We start from the raw sequence: 14,210 nt of genomic DNA, 5'->3' as shown, positions 1-14,210 counted from the left end.
CGACACCATAAAAAAATACTGAACTTTTTCGTGCGTGTTTTTGGCGCATGAGCGCTGTATTCGCCGCCTGCCGGTGCGCCCTCCGGCAAAGCATCGCCGCAGAGCGCTCCATTGGATACTCCGGCTATCCGTGTAATGCGCTGATTTCGCGAGTTGAATAATAGGCTCAGCGCATGACAGCCAGATTAATTGGCAGTGCTTATATATAAGGTGAGCAATGTCCGTGCCGGGCTGGATATTGGCTGAGAGCAGCGCTTTATACTCGAAAAAACCGTGGCGATAGTTGGCGCAATACTGGCGGCAGTTTTCCGTTGATGCGCACTTCATAAGACTGACGATAGCTACTCAAGGTGTCATTTCGAAAACGCCCGGCTCGTGGAGCCCCTACTCTGGAGGCATTAGGCTATCAGCAGAGTCTGGCGATGATGCCGTCCAGGTATCCGCTGCACGGGGCGTAGCCTGTAATGACAACGGCTCATTGCTGCGTGCAATGAAGCACTTTTATATATAGGCATGAGTCGTTAATTGCTGGCCAACTGCCATGGCAGGCATCGGTCAGTGCGGCATAACGACATCATTGCCGAACTTGTTCGTGGCTATATAAGGAAAGATAGAAGTGGCAGGCTATTCATTGATAGCTGCCCGCCGGTATATAGGAAAGCGGCGCTGTATACCGCCTCGTCTTTTTCATCTCTTCGAAACGACTTGCGGGTTGGCCAGCACGCAGTTTTCGCCAGCGAAGAAGGCGCGTACATTGGCGAAAGCGTCACCGAAATACAGCTCATAACCGTCGCGCTCCACATACCCCAGATGCGGTGTGCACAGCACGCCCGGATGGCGCAGCAGGGGATGATTCGCATCGAGCAGCGGCTCCTGCTCGAAGACATCCAGCGCTGCGAAACCGGGGCGGCCCTTATTCAAGGACGCTAGCAATGCGCCCGGCGCGATCAGTTCGGCGCGGCTGGTGTTGACCAGCAAGGCGCCAGGCTTCATCAGCGCCAGATCGGCAGCGGTAACCAGGTGCCGAGTGCTCTGGGCCAGGCGCAGGTGCAGGGTGAGCACATCGGCTTCGGCGAAAAAGGCTTCGCGCGACGAAGCGGCCTGGTGGCCATGGGCAACCGCGGCTTGGCGTGATGATTCGCTACCCCATACCAGCACGGGCATCTCGAAGGCCTGGGCGTAACGGGCCAGGCGTTGGCCGATCTTGCCGTAGCCCCAGATGCCCAGGGTTTGCCCGGCCAGGCGCTGACCGAGGTTGGTCTGCCACTGGCCGGCGTACATGGCCTGCATGGCCGGGAACAACTGGCGCCGCGCATTGATGATCAGCGCCCAGGTCAGTTCGGCCGGCGCGATGGGTGAGCCGCGGCCTTCCATCACCGCCACGCCATGGCGGGTGCAGGCCTCTACATCCAGATGGCTGGACACCTTGCCGGTCTGACTGATCAGCTTGAGGTTCGGCAGGCATGCCAGCAGTGCTTCACCTACGCGGGTGCGTTCGCGGGTCAGCACCAGCGCATCGGCATCGGCGAAGCGTTCGGCCAGCACCTGCACGTCATCCACGGCGTCGTGATAGAGGCTGACCTGATGGTCGGCCAGGGTGGCGAAGCAGTCGAGGCTACGAATGACGTTCTGGTAGTCATCGGGGATGACGATATGCATGGCTGCTCCAAAAACGGTTCAGGCTCCCGAGGAAGTCGGATTCGGTGGGGGTCAGCTGGCGCTGTGCAGCGCCGCTGCCTTGCAGCGGACTCGCCCGATTCGCCAGATGGGCAAGGCTACCATCATAGCCACCAGCGCCCATACGGTCTGGCTGATCGAGCAGCTGGATACTCAGGTCACCGTTGGACAGCGACAGGCCGGGGCGCAGGCTCTGTTCCATAGGCTGACGTCGGCAGGCTGCTTGGACCGGTACTTTGATTGGGCTCGGGGGCAACGGTCAGTTCGCGTTTCCGTGAGCCACCGCTATAAGGAGCCTGTGGTACTGGCCCGTGCACCTCGTGGCGATCATCACCGGTGCCATTTTCGGTAATGGGAAGCCGTTGATCCGCCTGTCGGCGGGGTCGAACGCCAGGCCGCTTCGGTCAGTCGGTTGCATATCAATCACCGAACGGAGCGAACGCGATGTCCATTTCTGATAAACAAGGCAGCAGTAACGTCCAGGGTTGGGAGCGCGCGTTGTCCATTGGCAGCGGTATCGCCATGGCCCGCGGCGGCCTCAAGCGCGGCGGCGTGCTCGGCCTGATGCGCGCGGCGTTCGGCGGCATGCTGGTGGCCCGTGGCCTGAGTGGCCATTGCCGGCTCAAGAGCATCATGGAAGACGCCCGCTCGATGCGTCCTGAAGTCGACCGAATCACTGATACCGTGAGCCGCCTGGAAGGCGAGATCGCCGAGCGGGTCAAGCCAGTCGTCAAGAAAGTCAGCGACGGCGTTTGATACCCTGCAACCCCCGACCGCCCCGCCTGAACGGGGCGGTTTCGTTTCTGCCATCGGCGAGGAAATCCCATGAGCAATCCCTATAGCGCCACCGCCCCGACGCCCGCCGAAGTGCAGGCGATACCCGGTATGACCCTGCTTGAGTTCGGCACCGACTGGTGCGGCCACTGTCAGGCTGCCCAGCCGCTGCTGGCCAAGGTGCTGGCGGATTACCCCGAAGTGCAGCACCTGAAAATCGAGGATGGCAGTGGCCGGCCATTGGGGCGCTCCTTGCGGGTCAAGCTGTGGCCGACCCTGGTGCTGCTGCGTGATGGCGTTGAGGTCACTCGCCTGGTACGGCCGACCAGCGACAGCGTGATCGAGGAGGCACTCGAGCAACTGGTCGGCGAGGGTTGAGCTCGTCACTTTTCCTGAATTTTCCCGCTGTGGGGCGAGTCCACCAGATAGACCCACAGTGGAGACCATCATGAGCACATCCAAGCAATCGCCCACGCCCCACGAGATCGACGACATGGAGGATCGCATGGGGTCGATCGAGCAGCTCGACTTCAGCGACCGCCAGGATGATCGCGAAGGGCGTATCGGCGACCGTCGCCCAGCCGACGAGGTGCAACACGAATACCCCGACGAGCGCGTTCGCGAAGCGGGGCAGAGCGGCGGCGAAACCCTCAGGGAAGGCCGCCACGAAGATGGCGTGAGTATGGACGACCTCAGCCCGGAAACCCTGATCGACGATTCCGGAGCTCGTTCGCCAAACGAGCGCGGTGACGACAAACCTGCTGATCGTGACCTGAGCATCGTCAGCGAAGGCGATATCGGTGCCGGCGAAGGCCTCGATGAAGAAGAGATGGCGCGGCGTCGCCCCCTCGATGGCGTGCCGTGGGACGGCAAGCCGCAGCCTTGAATCAATCAAAGGCATGGCCTCGGAGGCGATGCCTTTTTCGTTTCAGCCAGGCGGTTATCGATCGATTTGACAGTCATGCGGTTGCAAGCTTACGTTTACGTAAAGGTAATTGTCGGCTGGCTATCCACCATGAGCGTCTCCCACAGCATTTCCGATCTCGCCCAGGAGCTGGGCGTCACCACCCGCACCATTCGCTTCTACGAGGAGCAGGGCATGCTCGCGCCCGAGCGGCGTGGTCAGGAACGCATCTACAGCGCCCGTGACCGGGTGACGCTGATGCTGATCCTGCGTGGCAAGCGCATCGGCTTCTCCCTGGCCGAGTGCAAAGAATTGATCGACCTCTACGATCCGGCCGGCGGCAACCGCAAGCAGCTCGACCATTTCCTGGAAAAGATCGCCGAGCGCCGCGAGCACCTCGCTCGTCAATTGCTCGACATCCAACAGATGCAGCGCGAACTCGATACCGCCGAGCAGCGCTGCCTGACGGCCTTGAAGGACATTCCCATCAGCGCTTGATCGCCACCCTTGACCCATCCAAACAACTACAACAATGGAGCGTCGTGAGATGAACACCCTGCCGGGCCTGAATTTCTTCCTCGGTGAGGAAATCGACATGCTGCGCGACGCGGTCGCCGGTTTCGCCGCCAAGGAAATCGCCCCACGCGCTGCCGAAGCCGACCGCAAGGATCAGTTTCCCATGGACCTGTGGCGCAAGTTCGGCGACATGGGGCTGCTCGGCCTGACCGTGAGCGAGGAGTATGGCGGCGCCGGCATGGGCTACCTGGCACATATGGTCGCCATGGAGGAAATCTCCCGCGCCGCCGGCGGCATCGGCCTGTCCTACGGAGCCCATTCCAATCTCTGCGTGAATCAGATCAACCGCAATGGCAGCGACGAACAGAAGCGCCGCTTCCTGCCCAAACTGATCAGCGGCGACCATATCGGCGCACTGGCCATGAGCGAGCCCAACGCCGGCTCCGACGTGGTGTCGATGAAGCTGCGCGCCGACCGCAAAGGCGATCATTACGTGCTCAACGGCAGCAAGATGTGGATCACCAATGGCCCGGATTGCGACGTGCTGGTGGTCTATGCCAAGACCGATCCCGCCGCTGGCGCCAAGGGCATGACCGCCTTCATTCTCGAGAAGGGCAGCAAGGGGTTTTCGGTAGCCCAGAAACTCGACAAGCTCGGCATGCGCGGCTCGCATACCGGCGAGCTGGTGTTTCAGGATGTCGAGGTGCCGGCCGAGAACGTGCTGGGCGGCGTCGGCGAGGGCGCGCGGGTGCTGATGAGTGGCCTGGATTACGAACGCGCCGTGCTCTCTGGCGGGCCGTTGGGGCTGATGCAGGCTGCCATGGATGTGGTGGTGCCATACGTTCACGACCGCAAGCAGTTCGGCCAGAGCATCGGCGAGTTTCAGCTGATCCAGGGCAAGCTCGCTGATATGTACACCACCCAGCAGGCTTGTCGCGCCTACCTGTACGCCGTCGGCAAGCAGCTCGATGCGCTGGGCAGCGAGCACGCGCGCCAGGTCCGCAAGGATTGCGCCGGGGTGATTCTCTACGCCGCTGAAAAGGCCACCTGGCTGGCCGGCGAGGCGATCCAGATCCTCGGCGGCAACGGTTACATCAACGAGTTTGCGGTCGGCCGCCTGTGGCGCGACGCCAAGCTCTACGAGATCGGCGCCGGCACCAGCGAGATCCGCCGCATGCTGATCGGCCGCGAGCTGTTCAACGAAACGGCTTGATCGGAGCCCCTCGTCTTCCTGTTTCAGGACACCGTTGACGCTCAGCTCGTTTTAACGGTGTCCGTCAGTCGGAGCCGCGCCATGGCAACACTGCACACCCAATTGAATGTCCGCTCCCTTGAGTACGCCGCCAACCGCGAGGCGATGCTCGCTCAGGTCGATGAGCTACGCACCTTGTTGGCCCAGACCCGCGAGGGCGGCGGGGCCAAGTCCCAGGAGCGGCACACTGCGAAGGGCAAGCTGCTGCCGCGCGAGCGCATCGACCGGCTGCTCGATCCCGGTTCGCCGTTTCTGGAAGTCGGCGCGCTGGCCGCTTATCAGGTGTATGACGAAGAGGTTGCCGCCGCCGGGGTGATTGCCGGCATCGGCCGGGTCGAGGGCGTCGAGTGCATGGTCATCGCCAACGACGCCACGGTGAAGGGCGGCAGCTATTACCCGCTGACCGTCAAGAAGCACCTGCGTGCCCAGGCCATCGCCCTGGAAAACCGCCTGCCGTGCCTCTATCTGGTGGATTCCGGTGGCGCCAACCTGCCGCGCCAGGACGAGGTGTTCCCTGATCGCGAGCACTTCGGGCGGATCTTCTTCAACCAGGCCAACATGAGCGCCCAGGGCATCGCCCAGATCGCCGTGGTGATGGGCTCGTGCACCGCTGGCGGCGCTTACGTGCCGGCGATGAGCGATGAAACCATCATGGTGCGCGAACAGGCGACCATCTTTCTCGCTGGCCCGCCGCTGGTGAAGGCCGCCACTGGTGAGGTGGTCAGCGCCGAGGAACTCGGCGGCGCCGACATGCATTGCAAAACCAGCGGCGTGGCCGACCATTACGCCGAGAACGACGAACACGCGCTGGCCCTGGCGCGGCGCTGCGTGGCCAACCTCAACTGGCGCAAGCGCGGCCAGTTGCAGGTGCAAACGCCAGTAGTGCCGCGCTATGCCGCCGATGAGTTGTACGGGGTGATTCCCGCCGACGCCAAGCAGCCGTTCGACGTGCGCGAGGTGATCGCGCGGATCGTCGACGGCTCGCAGTTCGACGAATTCAAGGCGCTGTTCGGCACCACCCTGGTGTGCGGCTTCGCCCATCTGCACGGCTACCCGATCGCCATCCTGGCCAACAACGGCATCCTGTTCGCCGAGGCTGCGCAGAAGGGCGCGCACTTCGTCGAACTGGCTTGCCAACGCGGCATTCCGTTGCTGTTCCTGCAGAACATCACCGGTTTCATGGTCGGCAGGAAATACGAAGAGGGCGGCATCGCCAAACATGGCGCCAAGCTGGTCACCGCGGTGGCCTGCGCCCGGGTGCCAAAGTTCACGGTGATCATTGGCGGCAGCTTCGGTGCCGGCAATTACGGCATGTGTGGCCGTGCCTACGACCCACGCTTCCTGTGGATGTGGCCCAACGCGCGGATTGGCGTGATGGGCGCGCAGCAGGCCGCGGGCGTGCTGGTGCAGGTTAAGCACGAGCAGGCGCAGCGCGCCGGCCAGGTGTTTTCCGCCGAAGACGAGCAGCGCCTCAAGCAGCCCATCGTCGAACAGTACGAGCGCCAGGCCCATGCCTTCTATTCCAGTGCACGGCTGTGGGACGACGGCGTGATCGATCCGGCGCAAACCCGCGAGGTACTGGCCCTGGCGATTTCCGCCAGCCTCAGTGCGCCCATCGAGCCGACACGCTTCGGCGTGTTCCGCATGTAATCCGTGGGAGGGGCTTTAGCCGCAACAGCTTCAGCAGAGCTCGCGGCCAAAGCCCCGCCTACCAGAGCCAGCGCCTATTTCGAGCCTATCGCCATGACCCACTTCAGCACCATCCAACTAGAAAAAGACCCGCGCGGCGTCGCCACGCTGTGGCTGAACCGTGCGGACAAGCACAACGCCTTCAATGCCGAGATGATCGCCGAACTGATCCAGGCCCTTCGCCAACTGGCCGCCGACGACGGCCTGCGCTTCGTGATCCTGCGCGGGCGCGGCAAGCACTTTTCTGCCGGCGCGGATCTGGCCTGGATGCAGGCATCGGCCAAGCTGGATTACGCCGCCAACCTGCACGACGCCCATGAGCTGGGCGAGTTGATGAACCTGCTCTACCACCTGCCATGCCCGACCCTCGCGGTGGTGCAGGGCGCGGCGTTCGGCGGTGCGGTAGGCCTGACCGCCTGTTGCGACATCGCCATCGGTGCCAGTGACGCGCTGTTCAGCCTCTCCGAAGTGCGCATCGGCCTGGCGCCCGCGGTGATCAGCCCTTACGTGGTGCAGGCCATCGGCGAGCGGGCGGCACGCCGTTATGCCCTGAGTGCCGAGCGCTTCAGCGGTGAACGCGCCCGGGAGCTGGGCCTGCTCGCCGAGTGCTATCCGCTGGCCGAGCTGGAGAGCGAGCTGGAGCAGTGGATTGCCACGCTGCTACTCAACAGCCCGCAGGCCATGCGCGAAACCAAAACGCTGCTGCACGGCGTCGGCAGCGGCGTGCTGAGCGACGCCCTGCGCCTGCGCACGGAAAGCGTGATCGCTGGCATCCGCATCAGCGAAGAAGGGCAGGAGGGTCTCAACGCCTTTCTGCACAAACGCACACCCGCCTGGCAGGCCCAGTCATGGAAACCATCACCACACTGCTGATCGCCAACCGTGGCGAAATCGCCTGCCGGGTCATGCGCACTGCCAAGGCGCTGGGGCTTACCACGGTGGCGGTACACAGCACCATCGACCGCAACGCCCGCCACGTACGCGAAGCGGACATCGCCATCGACCTGGGCGGCGCCAAGCCCGGTGACAGCTACCTGCTGATGGACAAGGTCATCGAGGCTGCAAGAGCCAGCGGCGCCGAGGCCATCCATCCCGGCTACGGCTTCCTGTCCGAGAACGCCACCTTCGCCCGCAAGCTCGAAGCTGCCGGGCTGATCTTTCTCGGCCCACCGGCCAGCGCCATCGATGCCATGGGTAGCAAGTCGGCGGCCAAGGCGCTGATGGAAGCGGCCGGCGTGCCGCTGGTGCCCGGCTACCACGGCGATGATCAGGATGTGGAAACCTTCCGCAAGGCTGCCGAGCAGATCGGCTACCCGGTGCTGCTCAAGGCTACGGCTGGCGGCGGCGGCAAGGGCATGAAGATCGTCGAGCGCGAGGCCGACCTGGCCGATGCCCTGGCCTCGGCGCAGCGCGAAGCGCGGTCGGCGTTCGGTGATGGGCGCATGCTGGTGGAGAAATACGTGCTGCAACCACGCCACGTGGAAATCCAGGTATTCGCCGACGGACATGGCAACTGCCTGTACCTGAACGAGCGCGATTGCTCGATCCAGCGCCGCCATCAGAAAGTGGTTGAAGAGGCCCCGGCGCCCGGGCTGTCGCCCGAACTGCGCCGGGCCATGGGGGAGGCCGCGGTACGGGCCGCCCAGGCCATCGGCTACGTGGGCGCCGGCACCGTGGAATTCCTGCTCGATGTTCGCGGCGACTTCTTCTTCATGGAGATGAACACCCGCCTGCAGGTCGAGCACCCGGTGACCGAAGCGATCACCGGCCTCGACCTGGTCGCCTGGCAGATCCGCGTAGCCCGTGGCGAGCCGCTGCCGATCGGCCAGGAACAGGTGCCGCTGCTGGGGCACGCCATCGAGGTGCGCCTGTATGCCGAGGATCCCGAAGGTGGCTTCCTGCCGGCCAGCGGGCATCTCGACCCGTATCGTGAGCCCGCGGCAGGGTCGGGGCGACGGGTCGACAGTGGTGTGGCGCAGGGCGACGAGGTGTCGCCGTTCTACGACCCGATGCTGGCCAAGCTGATCGCCTGGGGCGAGAACCGCGAGGAAGCCCGGCAGCGGCTGCTGGCCATGTTGGCCGAGACGCTGGTGGGGGGCTTCAAGACCAACCTGGCGTTTCTGCAGCGCATCCTCGCTCACCCGGCTTTCGCCGCTGCCGAGCTGGATACCGGCTTCATCGAACGGCATCAGGCGCAGTTGCTGCCGCCTGCGCCAGCGTTGCCGGAGGCCTTCTGGCAGCAGGCGGGCGCGGCCATGTTGGCTACCGATGCCACCCGCCAGCGAGCAGACGATCCGTTCTCGCCTTGGGCAGCACGTAATGCCTGGCGCAGCGCCTTGCCCGCTATCACGCCGATGACGCTGACGTGTGGCGAGGTCACCCGTTGCGTACACGTCGAGCCGGTAACCGCGCCGAAAAACGCGGTGCGTGAAGGCGATACGCTGTACCTGCGCTGGGGCGTGGAGTGGCTGGCGGTGCGTCGTTTCGATCCGCTTGCCGCCGCCGCGGCCAGTACGGCGCAGCAGGGTGGGCTCACCGCGCCCATGAACGGCAGCATCGTGCGCGTCCTGGTTGCGCCCGGCCAGTCCGTCGAGGCGGGCGCCGCGCTGGTGGTGCTGGAGGCCATGAAGATGGAGCACAGCATTCGCGCGCCCCAGGCCGGCACCATCAAAGCCGTCTGCTGCGCTGAGGGCGAGCTGATCGCCGAGGGATCGGTGCTGGTCGAACTGGAGGCACAGCCATGAGCCTGCCCCGGCATGTTCGCCTGGTGGAAGTCGGCCCTCGTGACGGATTGCAGAACGAAAAGCAGCCGATCAGCGTGGTCGACAAGGTGCGCCTGGTCGATGACCTGAGCGCCGCCGGGCTTGGCTATATAGAAGTCGGCAGTTTCGTGTCGCCCAAGTGGGTGCCGCAGATGGCCGGCAGCGCCGAGGTGTTTGCCGGCATCGCCCAGCGCCCCGGGGTCACCTACGCGGCGCTGGCGCCCAACCTGCAGGGGCTGCAGGCCGCGCTCGATGTCGGTGTGCGCGAGGTGGCAGTGTTCGCCGCGGCCTCCGAGGCCTTCTCGCAGCGCAACATCAATTGTTCCATCGCCGAGAGCCTGAAGCGCTTCGAACCGCTGATGGACGCGGCTCGGCAGCATGGCGTGCAGGTGCGCGGCTATGTGTCCTGCGTGCTCGGTTGCCCGTACGAGGGCGCCATCGCCGCCGAGCAGGTGGCGGCGGTAGCGGGCGAGTTGCGGGCCATGGGCTGTTACGAGGTGTCCCTGGGCGACACCATCGGCGTGGGTACCGCAAGCGCGGTGCGGCGGTTGTTCGAGGTGGTGGGCCGGCAAGTGCCGCATGACCGCCTGGCTGGGCATTTTCACGATACCTACGGGCAGGCGCTGGCCAATATTTACGCGAGCCTGCTGGAGGGCATCGCGGTGTTCGACAGCTCGGTCGCCGGGCTTGGCGGCTGCCCCTATGCCAGGGGGGCGACCGGCAACGTGGCCAGTGAGGACGTGCTCTATCTGCTGCAGGGGCTGGGCATCGAGACCGGGGTGGATTTGCCACGGCTGATCGAAGCGGGGCAGCGCATCAGCCGCGTGCTCGGGCGTGAGTCCGCCTCGCGGGTCGCCCGGGCGTGGTTCCAGGCAGGCCACCAGTGAACTTCTGCGAGCAGAAAAACTCTTATCGGCTAGTCAGTTACGTCGCTGTTTCGCGAGATCGGCGCGGCGTGCTAACGATCAGGTTGGCTTCGATGCCACCGCTCGCCACTTCTCGCAGAGCGCGTGTGGTCTGCCTGGATAAATCCAGGCGCCGCGGCTTGCGTTGACACACTCACACACCCTAAGCTCGCGCCTTCACTCGATAGCCCTAGGGCGCAGCGGACAAGGAATCAGCATGAAACAGCATCGTTTGGCAGCAGCGATCGCCCTGGTGGGCCTGGTGCTCGCCGGTTGTGATTCGCAAACCAGCGACGTAAAACTGGAAACTCCGGCGCAGAAGGCGTCCTACGGTATCGGTCTGAACATGGGCAAGAGCCTGGCTCAGGAAGGTATGGACGACCTGGATCCGAACGCCGTTGCCCAAGGCATCGAAGACGCCATCGGCAAGAAAGAACAGCGCCTGAAGGACGAAGAGCTGATCGAGGCCTTTGCCTCTCTGCAGAAGCGTGCCGAAGAGCGCATGACCAAGATGAACGAAGAAGCTGCCGCAGCGGGCAAGAAATTCCTCGAAGAGAACGGCAAGCGTGACGGCGTCACCACCACCGCTTCGGGCCTGCAGTACGAAGTGGTCAAGAAGGCCGATGGCGCTCAGCCCAAAGCTGATGACGTGGTTACCGTTCACTACGAAGGCAAGCTTACCGACGGCACCGTGTTCGACAGCTCCATCGAGCGTGGCACCCCGATCGACCTGCCGGTTGGCGGCGTGATCCCCGGTTGGGTCGAAGGCCTGCAACTGATGCATGTCGGCGAGAAGGTCAAGCTGTACATCCCGGCCGAGCTGGCCTACGGCGCCCAGAGCCCGAGCCCGGCCATTCCGGCCAACTCGGTACTGGTGTTCGACCTCGAGCTGCTGGGCATCAAGGATCAGAACGCTCAGGAGCAAGCTGCTCCGCAAGCGCCTGAGGCCGCTCCGGCCCAATAAGCGTCAGCTGCTTGAAACAACGCCCCGCCTGTCGGGGCGTTGTCGTTTTTGGCGGGTTCCTAATCGCAAAGAACAGGAATTACAAGCCTTGACAGTGCGGTTATGCACACTGTGACAAAGCTTCTTATTCAGTTGGTCAGGTTTTTAACGAAATCTTTTGATTTTTTTAACTAGTTGATTTAGCAAGGTTTTATCGGCTGGATAAAAAATGTCCGATCTGTGGCGAGGCCGCATGGCAGGGGGCTTTGGTAAGCTAATCCCATAACTGTTCACAAGGTTATCCACAGCTATGGTGGATAACCACAGACAGCCCAGCAGCCGTGCGGGCTGACGAGGAGTGGTCATGAAAGCACCGTGGAATTTTGCCCGTTACCTGCCCGTCGCCCAGCGCTTCCTCAAGCGTGGTCGTTTGCCGGCATTGTTGCTCGCCGTGACCCGCAAGAGCGGAGGTGGGGCACGCAGCCTGTCGTCGTTGCGAAGCGACCTGAGCTTGCTGCAGGAGCTGTGCGTGGCCTGGTGGCGGGGTAGCTATCGGGCGATCAACCCCCAGGCGCTGGTGGCCATCGTGGCCGGCCTGATCTATTTCGTGTCACCACTCGATGCCATTCCCGATTTCATTCCTGGCCTCGGCCTGATCGACGACCTGGCGGTACTCGCCTGGGTGATGAAAACCTGGGGCGGCGAATTGGACGCGTTCCGCACCTGGCGCGATGCCCAGGATCGGGAAACCCGCGAGGCCATCGCCAAGCTGCCGGTGGCCGAGCGGGTAACCTGAGCGAAACGGCCTATCAGGCGCTAAAGCCGCCGTCCAGGGTCAGTGCGGCGCCGGTCACCAGCCCGGCCTCGCTGCCTGCGAGCCAGGCCACCATGCCGGCGATCTCGTCGCTGCGGGCATGACGCTTGATCGCCATGAAACTGTGCATCAACGCGTTCTGCGGGCCGTCGGCGGGGTTCATGTCGGTGTCGGTCGGGCCTGGTTGCACCACGTTCACGGTGATGCCGCGTGGGCCGAAATCACGGGCCAGGCCCTTGGCCATGCCGGTCAGCGCCGCCTTGCTGGCGCCATAGGCGGCAACGCCCTGCATGGGCGCACGGTCAGCGATGTTCGAACCGATGAAGATGATGCGCCCGCCGTCCGGCATTTGTCGTGCAGCGCTGATGGCGGCGTGGTAAGGCGCCTGGATGTTGATGGTGAACAGCCGGTCGATGGCATCGGCATCCAGTTCCAGCGGGTCGCCGGCGATGAAGATGCCGGCGTTGACCACCAACACGTCGAGGGCGCCCAGGTTTTCGATGCCTGTGGTCAGGGCCTGGCGGTCGGCGCTGTCGAGTTGCACGGCGGTGCTGCCGGTTTCCTCGGCGAGCCTGAGGGCCGGCGCCGCCGAACTGGCGTAGGTGAAGGTGACCTGCGCGCCGTCGCGGGCGAAGCGGCGTACCAGGGCAGCGCCGATACCGCGGCTGCCGCCGAGGACGAGGACGGATTGGCGATTCGAGTGGGGCATGGGATGAGCTCCTGTCAGAAGGTTCAGGTCAATGACCGGCGACGAGCACGTCGCTGCGACGCTGGCCGGAAGGGAAGCCGTGCTGGCTGGCCGCCGAGGCGATCCACAGGGCGATCAGTAGCAATGCCAGCATGGTCCAGGGGAATGCGCCGACGCCGAACTGGCCGAGCAGCAGGCCGCCACTGAGGCCGGCTGCGGCAATCGCGCTGTTCCAGATCACCACGTTCATCGACATCGCCACGTCGGCGCCGGGGCCGGCGGCATCGGCCAGGGCCGTCTGCAACAGCGTTGCGGCGCCACCGAAGGTCAGCCCCCAGACGAACACGCCGGCATACAGCACGCTGGCCGATTGGGCATACAGGCCGAACAGCAGGGCGACCAGGGCGAAGGTCGCGAGGCTGATGATCACCGCCTGGCGCAGGTGACGGTCGACCAGGCGGCCGGTGATCCAGATGCCGATCAGCGCGGCGACACCGAATGCCAGCAGCACGATATCGACCTGGCTGCCCAGCCCGGCCGGGGCGATGAAGGGCGCGATGTAGGTGTAGAGCATGTTGTGGGCGAGCATCCAGGTCAGCACCACGGCCAGTACCGGGCGCACGCCTGGCGTCAGCAATACCGCGCGCAGGGGCACACGCTGGGTACGCGCCTGGCCGGGATAGTCCGGCACCTTGGCCAGTACCCAGACGATGAGCCCGATGCTCAGCAGCGACATCAAACCGAACGCCGTGCGCCAGCCCACCATGCCGCCGAGCCAGGTGCCGATGGGCACGCCGAGGGACAGCGCGATGGGCGTGCCGACCATGGCCAGCGCCAGAGCGCGCCCCTGTTGATGCGGGGCGACCATGCGCCGGGCATAGCCGGCGATCAGGCTCCAGGCCAGGCCCGCCGCCATGCCGGCGAAAAAGCGCGCGACCAGAGTCAGCACATAGTTGGACGACCAGGCCGTGATCGAGTTGAACAGTAGAAAACCGATGATTGCCAGCAACAACACGTTGCGTCGCCGCCACCCCTGGGTGGCGATGGTCAGCGGAATCGCCGCCAGCAGCGAGCCCAGGGCATAGAGGGTTACCAACTGGCCGGCCAGTGCGGGCGAGACGTCGAGGCCGGCACTGATTTGCGGCAGCAGGCCCGCCGGCAGGGTTTCGGTGAGAATGCAGATGAAACCGGTCATCGCCAGGGCAAGCAGCGCGGACACGGGCAAGGCGTCGGGTTTCGTGGAGTCGGTCATGGGGAGGTACTCATTTATATATCGATCGGTATAA

General features: G+C 64.2%; 15 protein-coding genes. 11 read left to right on the top strand and 4 right to left on the bottom strand.

The genetic code is table 11. The features are described from left to right. Nucleotides 1-687: 687 nt before the first annotated feature. The gene (locus BVH03_RS16735) at nucleotides 688-1,659 is read right to left on the bottom strand and encodes a D-2-hydroxyacid dehydrogenase family protein (RefSeq protein ID WP_075962217.1); all 972 of its coding nucleotides are present in this window, start codon (nucleotides 1,657-1,659) and stop codon (nucleotides 688-690) included. Then, nucleotides 1,637-1,879, bottom strand: a complete 243-nt coding sequence (locus tag BVH03_RS16730; protein WP_075962216.1) for a hypothetical protein — start codon at nucleotides 1,877-1,879, stop codon at nucleotides 1,637-1,639. The genes BVH03_RS16735 and BVH03_RS16730 overlap by 23 nt, the downstream gene beginning before the upstream one ends. A gap of 242 nt (nucleotides 1,880-2,121) precedes the next feature. On the opposite strand from BVH03_RS16730, the gene BVH03_RS16725 reads away from it, so the two are divergent. The 11 genes from BVH03_RS16725 (at nucleotide 2,122) to BVH03_RS16675 (ending at nucleotide 12,218) form a co-directional block, all read left to right on the top strand. Continuing rightward, nucleotides 2,122-2,433, top strand: a complete 312-nt coding sequence (locus BVH03_RS16725) for a YgaP-like transmembrane domain (protein ID WP_075962215.1) — start codon at nucleotides 2,122-2,124, stop codon at nucleotides 2,431-2,433. Between the two features lie 69 nt (nucleotides 2,434-2,502). Further along, complete coding sequence (locus BVH03_RS16720; protein ID WP_075962214.1) at nucleotides 2,503-2,829, top strand: thioredoxin family protein; 327 nt, start codon at nucleotides 2,503-2,505, stop codon at nucleotides 2,827-2,829. Between the two features lie 70 nt (nucleotides 2,830-2,899). Further along, nucleotides 2,900-3,337: a phosphotransferase system, HPr-related protein gene (locus tag BVH03_RS16715; protein ID WP_075962213.1), complete on the top strand. Its 438-nt coding sequence runs from the start codon at nucleotides 2,900-2,902 to the stop codon at nucleotides 3,335-3,337. 129 nt (nucleotides 3,338-3,466) lie between these two features. Next, nucleotides 3,467-3,853 carry a MerR family DNA-binding transcriptional regulator gene (locus tag BVH03_RS16710; RefSeq protein ID WP_075962212.1) on the top strand — a complete coding sequence of 129 codons (387 nt, stop codon included), beginning with the start codon at nucleotides 3,467-3,469 and terminating at the stop codon, nucleotides 3,851-3,853. 49 nt (nucleotides 3,854-3,902) lie between these two features. After that, complete coding sequence (locus BVH03_RS16705; RefSeq protein WP_075962211.1) at nucleotides 3,903-5,084, top strand: isovaleryl-CoA dehydrogenase; 1,182 nt, start codon at nucleotides 3,903-3,905, stop codon at nucleotides 5,082-5,084. Between the two features lie 81 nt (nucleotides 5,085-5,165). Then, the gene (locus tag BVH03_RS16700) at nucleotides 5,166-6,773 is read left to right on the top strand and encodes a carboxyl transferase domain-containing protein (RefSeq protein ID WP_075962210.1); all 1,608 of its coding nucleotides are present in this window, start codon (nucleotides 5,166-5,168) and stop codon (nucleotides 6,771-6,773) included. 93 nt (nucleotides 6,774-6,866) lie between these two features. Then, nucleotides 6,867-7,685: a gamma-carboxygeranoyl-CoA hydratase gene (locus BVH03_RS16695; RefSeq protein ID WP_075962209.1), complete on the top strand. Its 819-nt coding sequence runs from the start codon at nucleotides 6,867-6,869 to the stop codon at nucleotides 7,683-7,685. Beyond that, nucleotides 7,661-9,556 carry an acetyl/propionyl/methylcrotonyl-CoA carboxylase subunit alpha gene (locus tag BVH03_RS16690; RefSeq protein WP_075962208.1) on the top strand — a complete coding sequence of 632 codons (1,896 nt, stop codon included), beginning with the start codon at nucleotides 7,661-7,663 and terminating at the stop codon, nucleotides 9,554-9,556. The genes BVH03_RS16695 and BVH03_RS16690 overlap by 25 nt, the downstream gene beginning before the upstream one ends. Then, nucleotides 9,553-10,461, top strand: a complete 909-nt coding sequence (locus BVH03_RS16685) for a hydroxymethylglutaryl-CoA lyase (RefSeq protein ID WP_075962207.1) — start codon at nucleotides 9,553-9,555, stop codon at nucleotides 10,459-10,461. Before BVH03_RS16690 ends, BVH03_RS16685 begins: the two co-directional genes overlap by 4 nt. A gap of 235 nt (nucleotides 10,462-10,696) precedes the next feature. Then, complete coding sequence (locus tag BVH03_RS16680) at nucleotides 10,697-11,443, top strand: FKBP-type peptidyl-prolyl cis-trans isomerase (protein ID WP_075962206.1); 747 nt, start codon at nucleotides 10,697-10,699, stop codon at nucleotides 11,441-11,443. A 343-nt stretch (nucleotides 11,444-11,786) separates the two neighbouring features. Next, nucleotides 11,787-12,218: a YkvA family protein gene (locus BVH03_RS16675; RefSeq protein ID WP_075962205.1), complete on the top strand. Its 432-nt coding sequence runs from the start codon at nucleotides 11,787-11,789 to the stop codon at nucleotides 12,216-12,218. A 13-nt stretch (nucleotides 12,219-12,231) separates the two neighbouring features. Here the strand turns inward: BVH03_RS16675 and bdcA are convergent, their stop codons facing one another. Then, complete coding sequence (bdcA, locus tag BVH03_RS16670) at nucleotides 12,232-12,945, bottom strand: SDR family oxidoreductase (RefSeq protein ID WP_075962204.1); 714 nt, start codon at nucleotides 12,943-12,945, stop codon at nucleotides 12,232-12,234. 28 nt (nucleotides 12,946-12,973) lie between these two features. Beyond that, the gene (locus tag BVH03_RS16665; RefSeq protein WP_075962203.1) at nucleotides 12,974-14,176 is read right to left on the bottom strand and encodes an MFS transporter; all 1,203 of its coding nucleotides are present in this window, start codon (nucleotides 14,174-14,176) and stop codon (nucleotides 12,974-12,976) included. Between the last annotated feature and the right edge of the window lie 34 nt (nucleotides 14,177-14,210).

This window comes from Pseudomonas sp. PA15(2017), from assembly GCF_001945395.1.
In the GTDB taxonomy this organism is placed as follows: Bacteria; Pseudomonadota; Gammaproteobacteria; order Pseudomonadales; family Pseudomonadaceae; genus Aquipseudomonas.
This window is presented reverse-complemented; position numbering and strand designations above follow the sequence as displayed.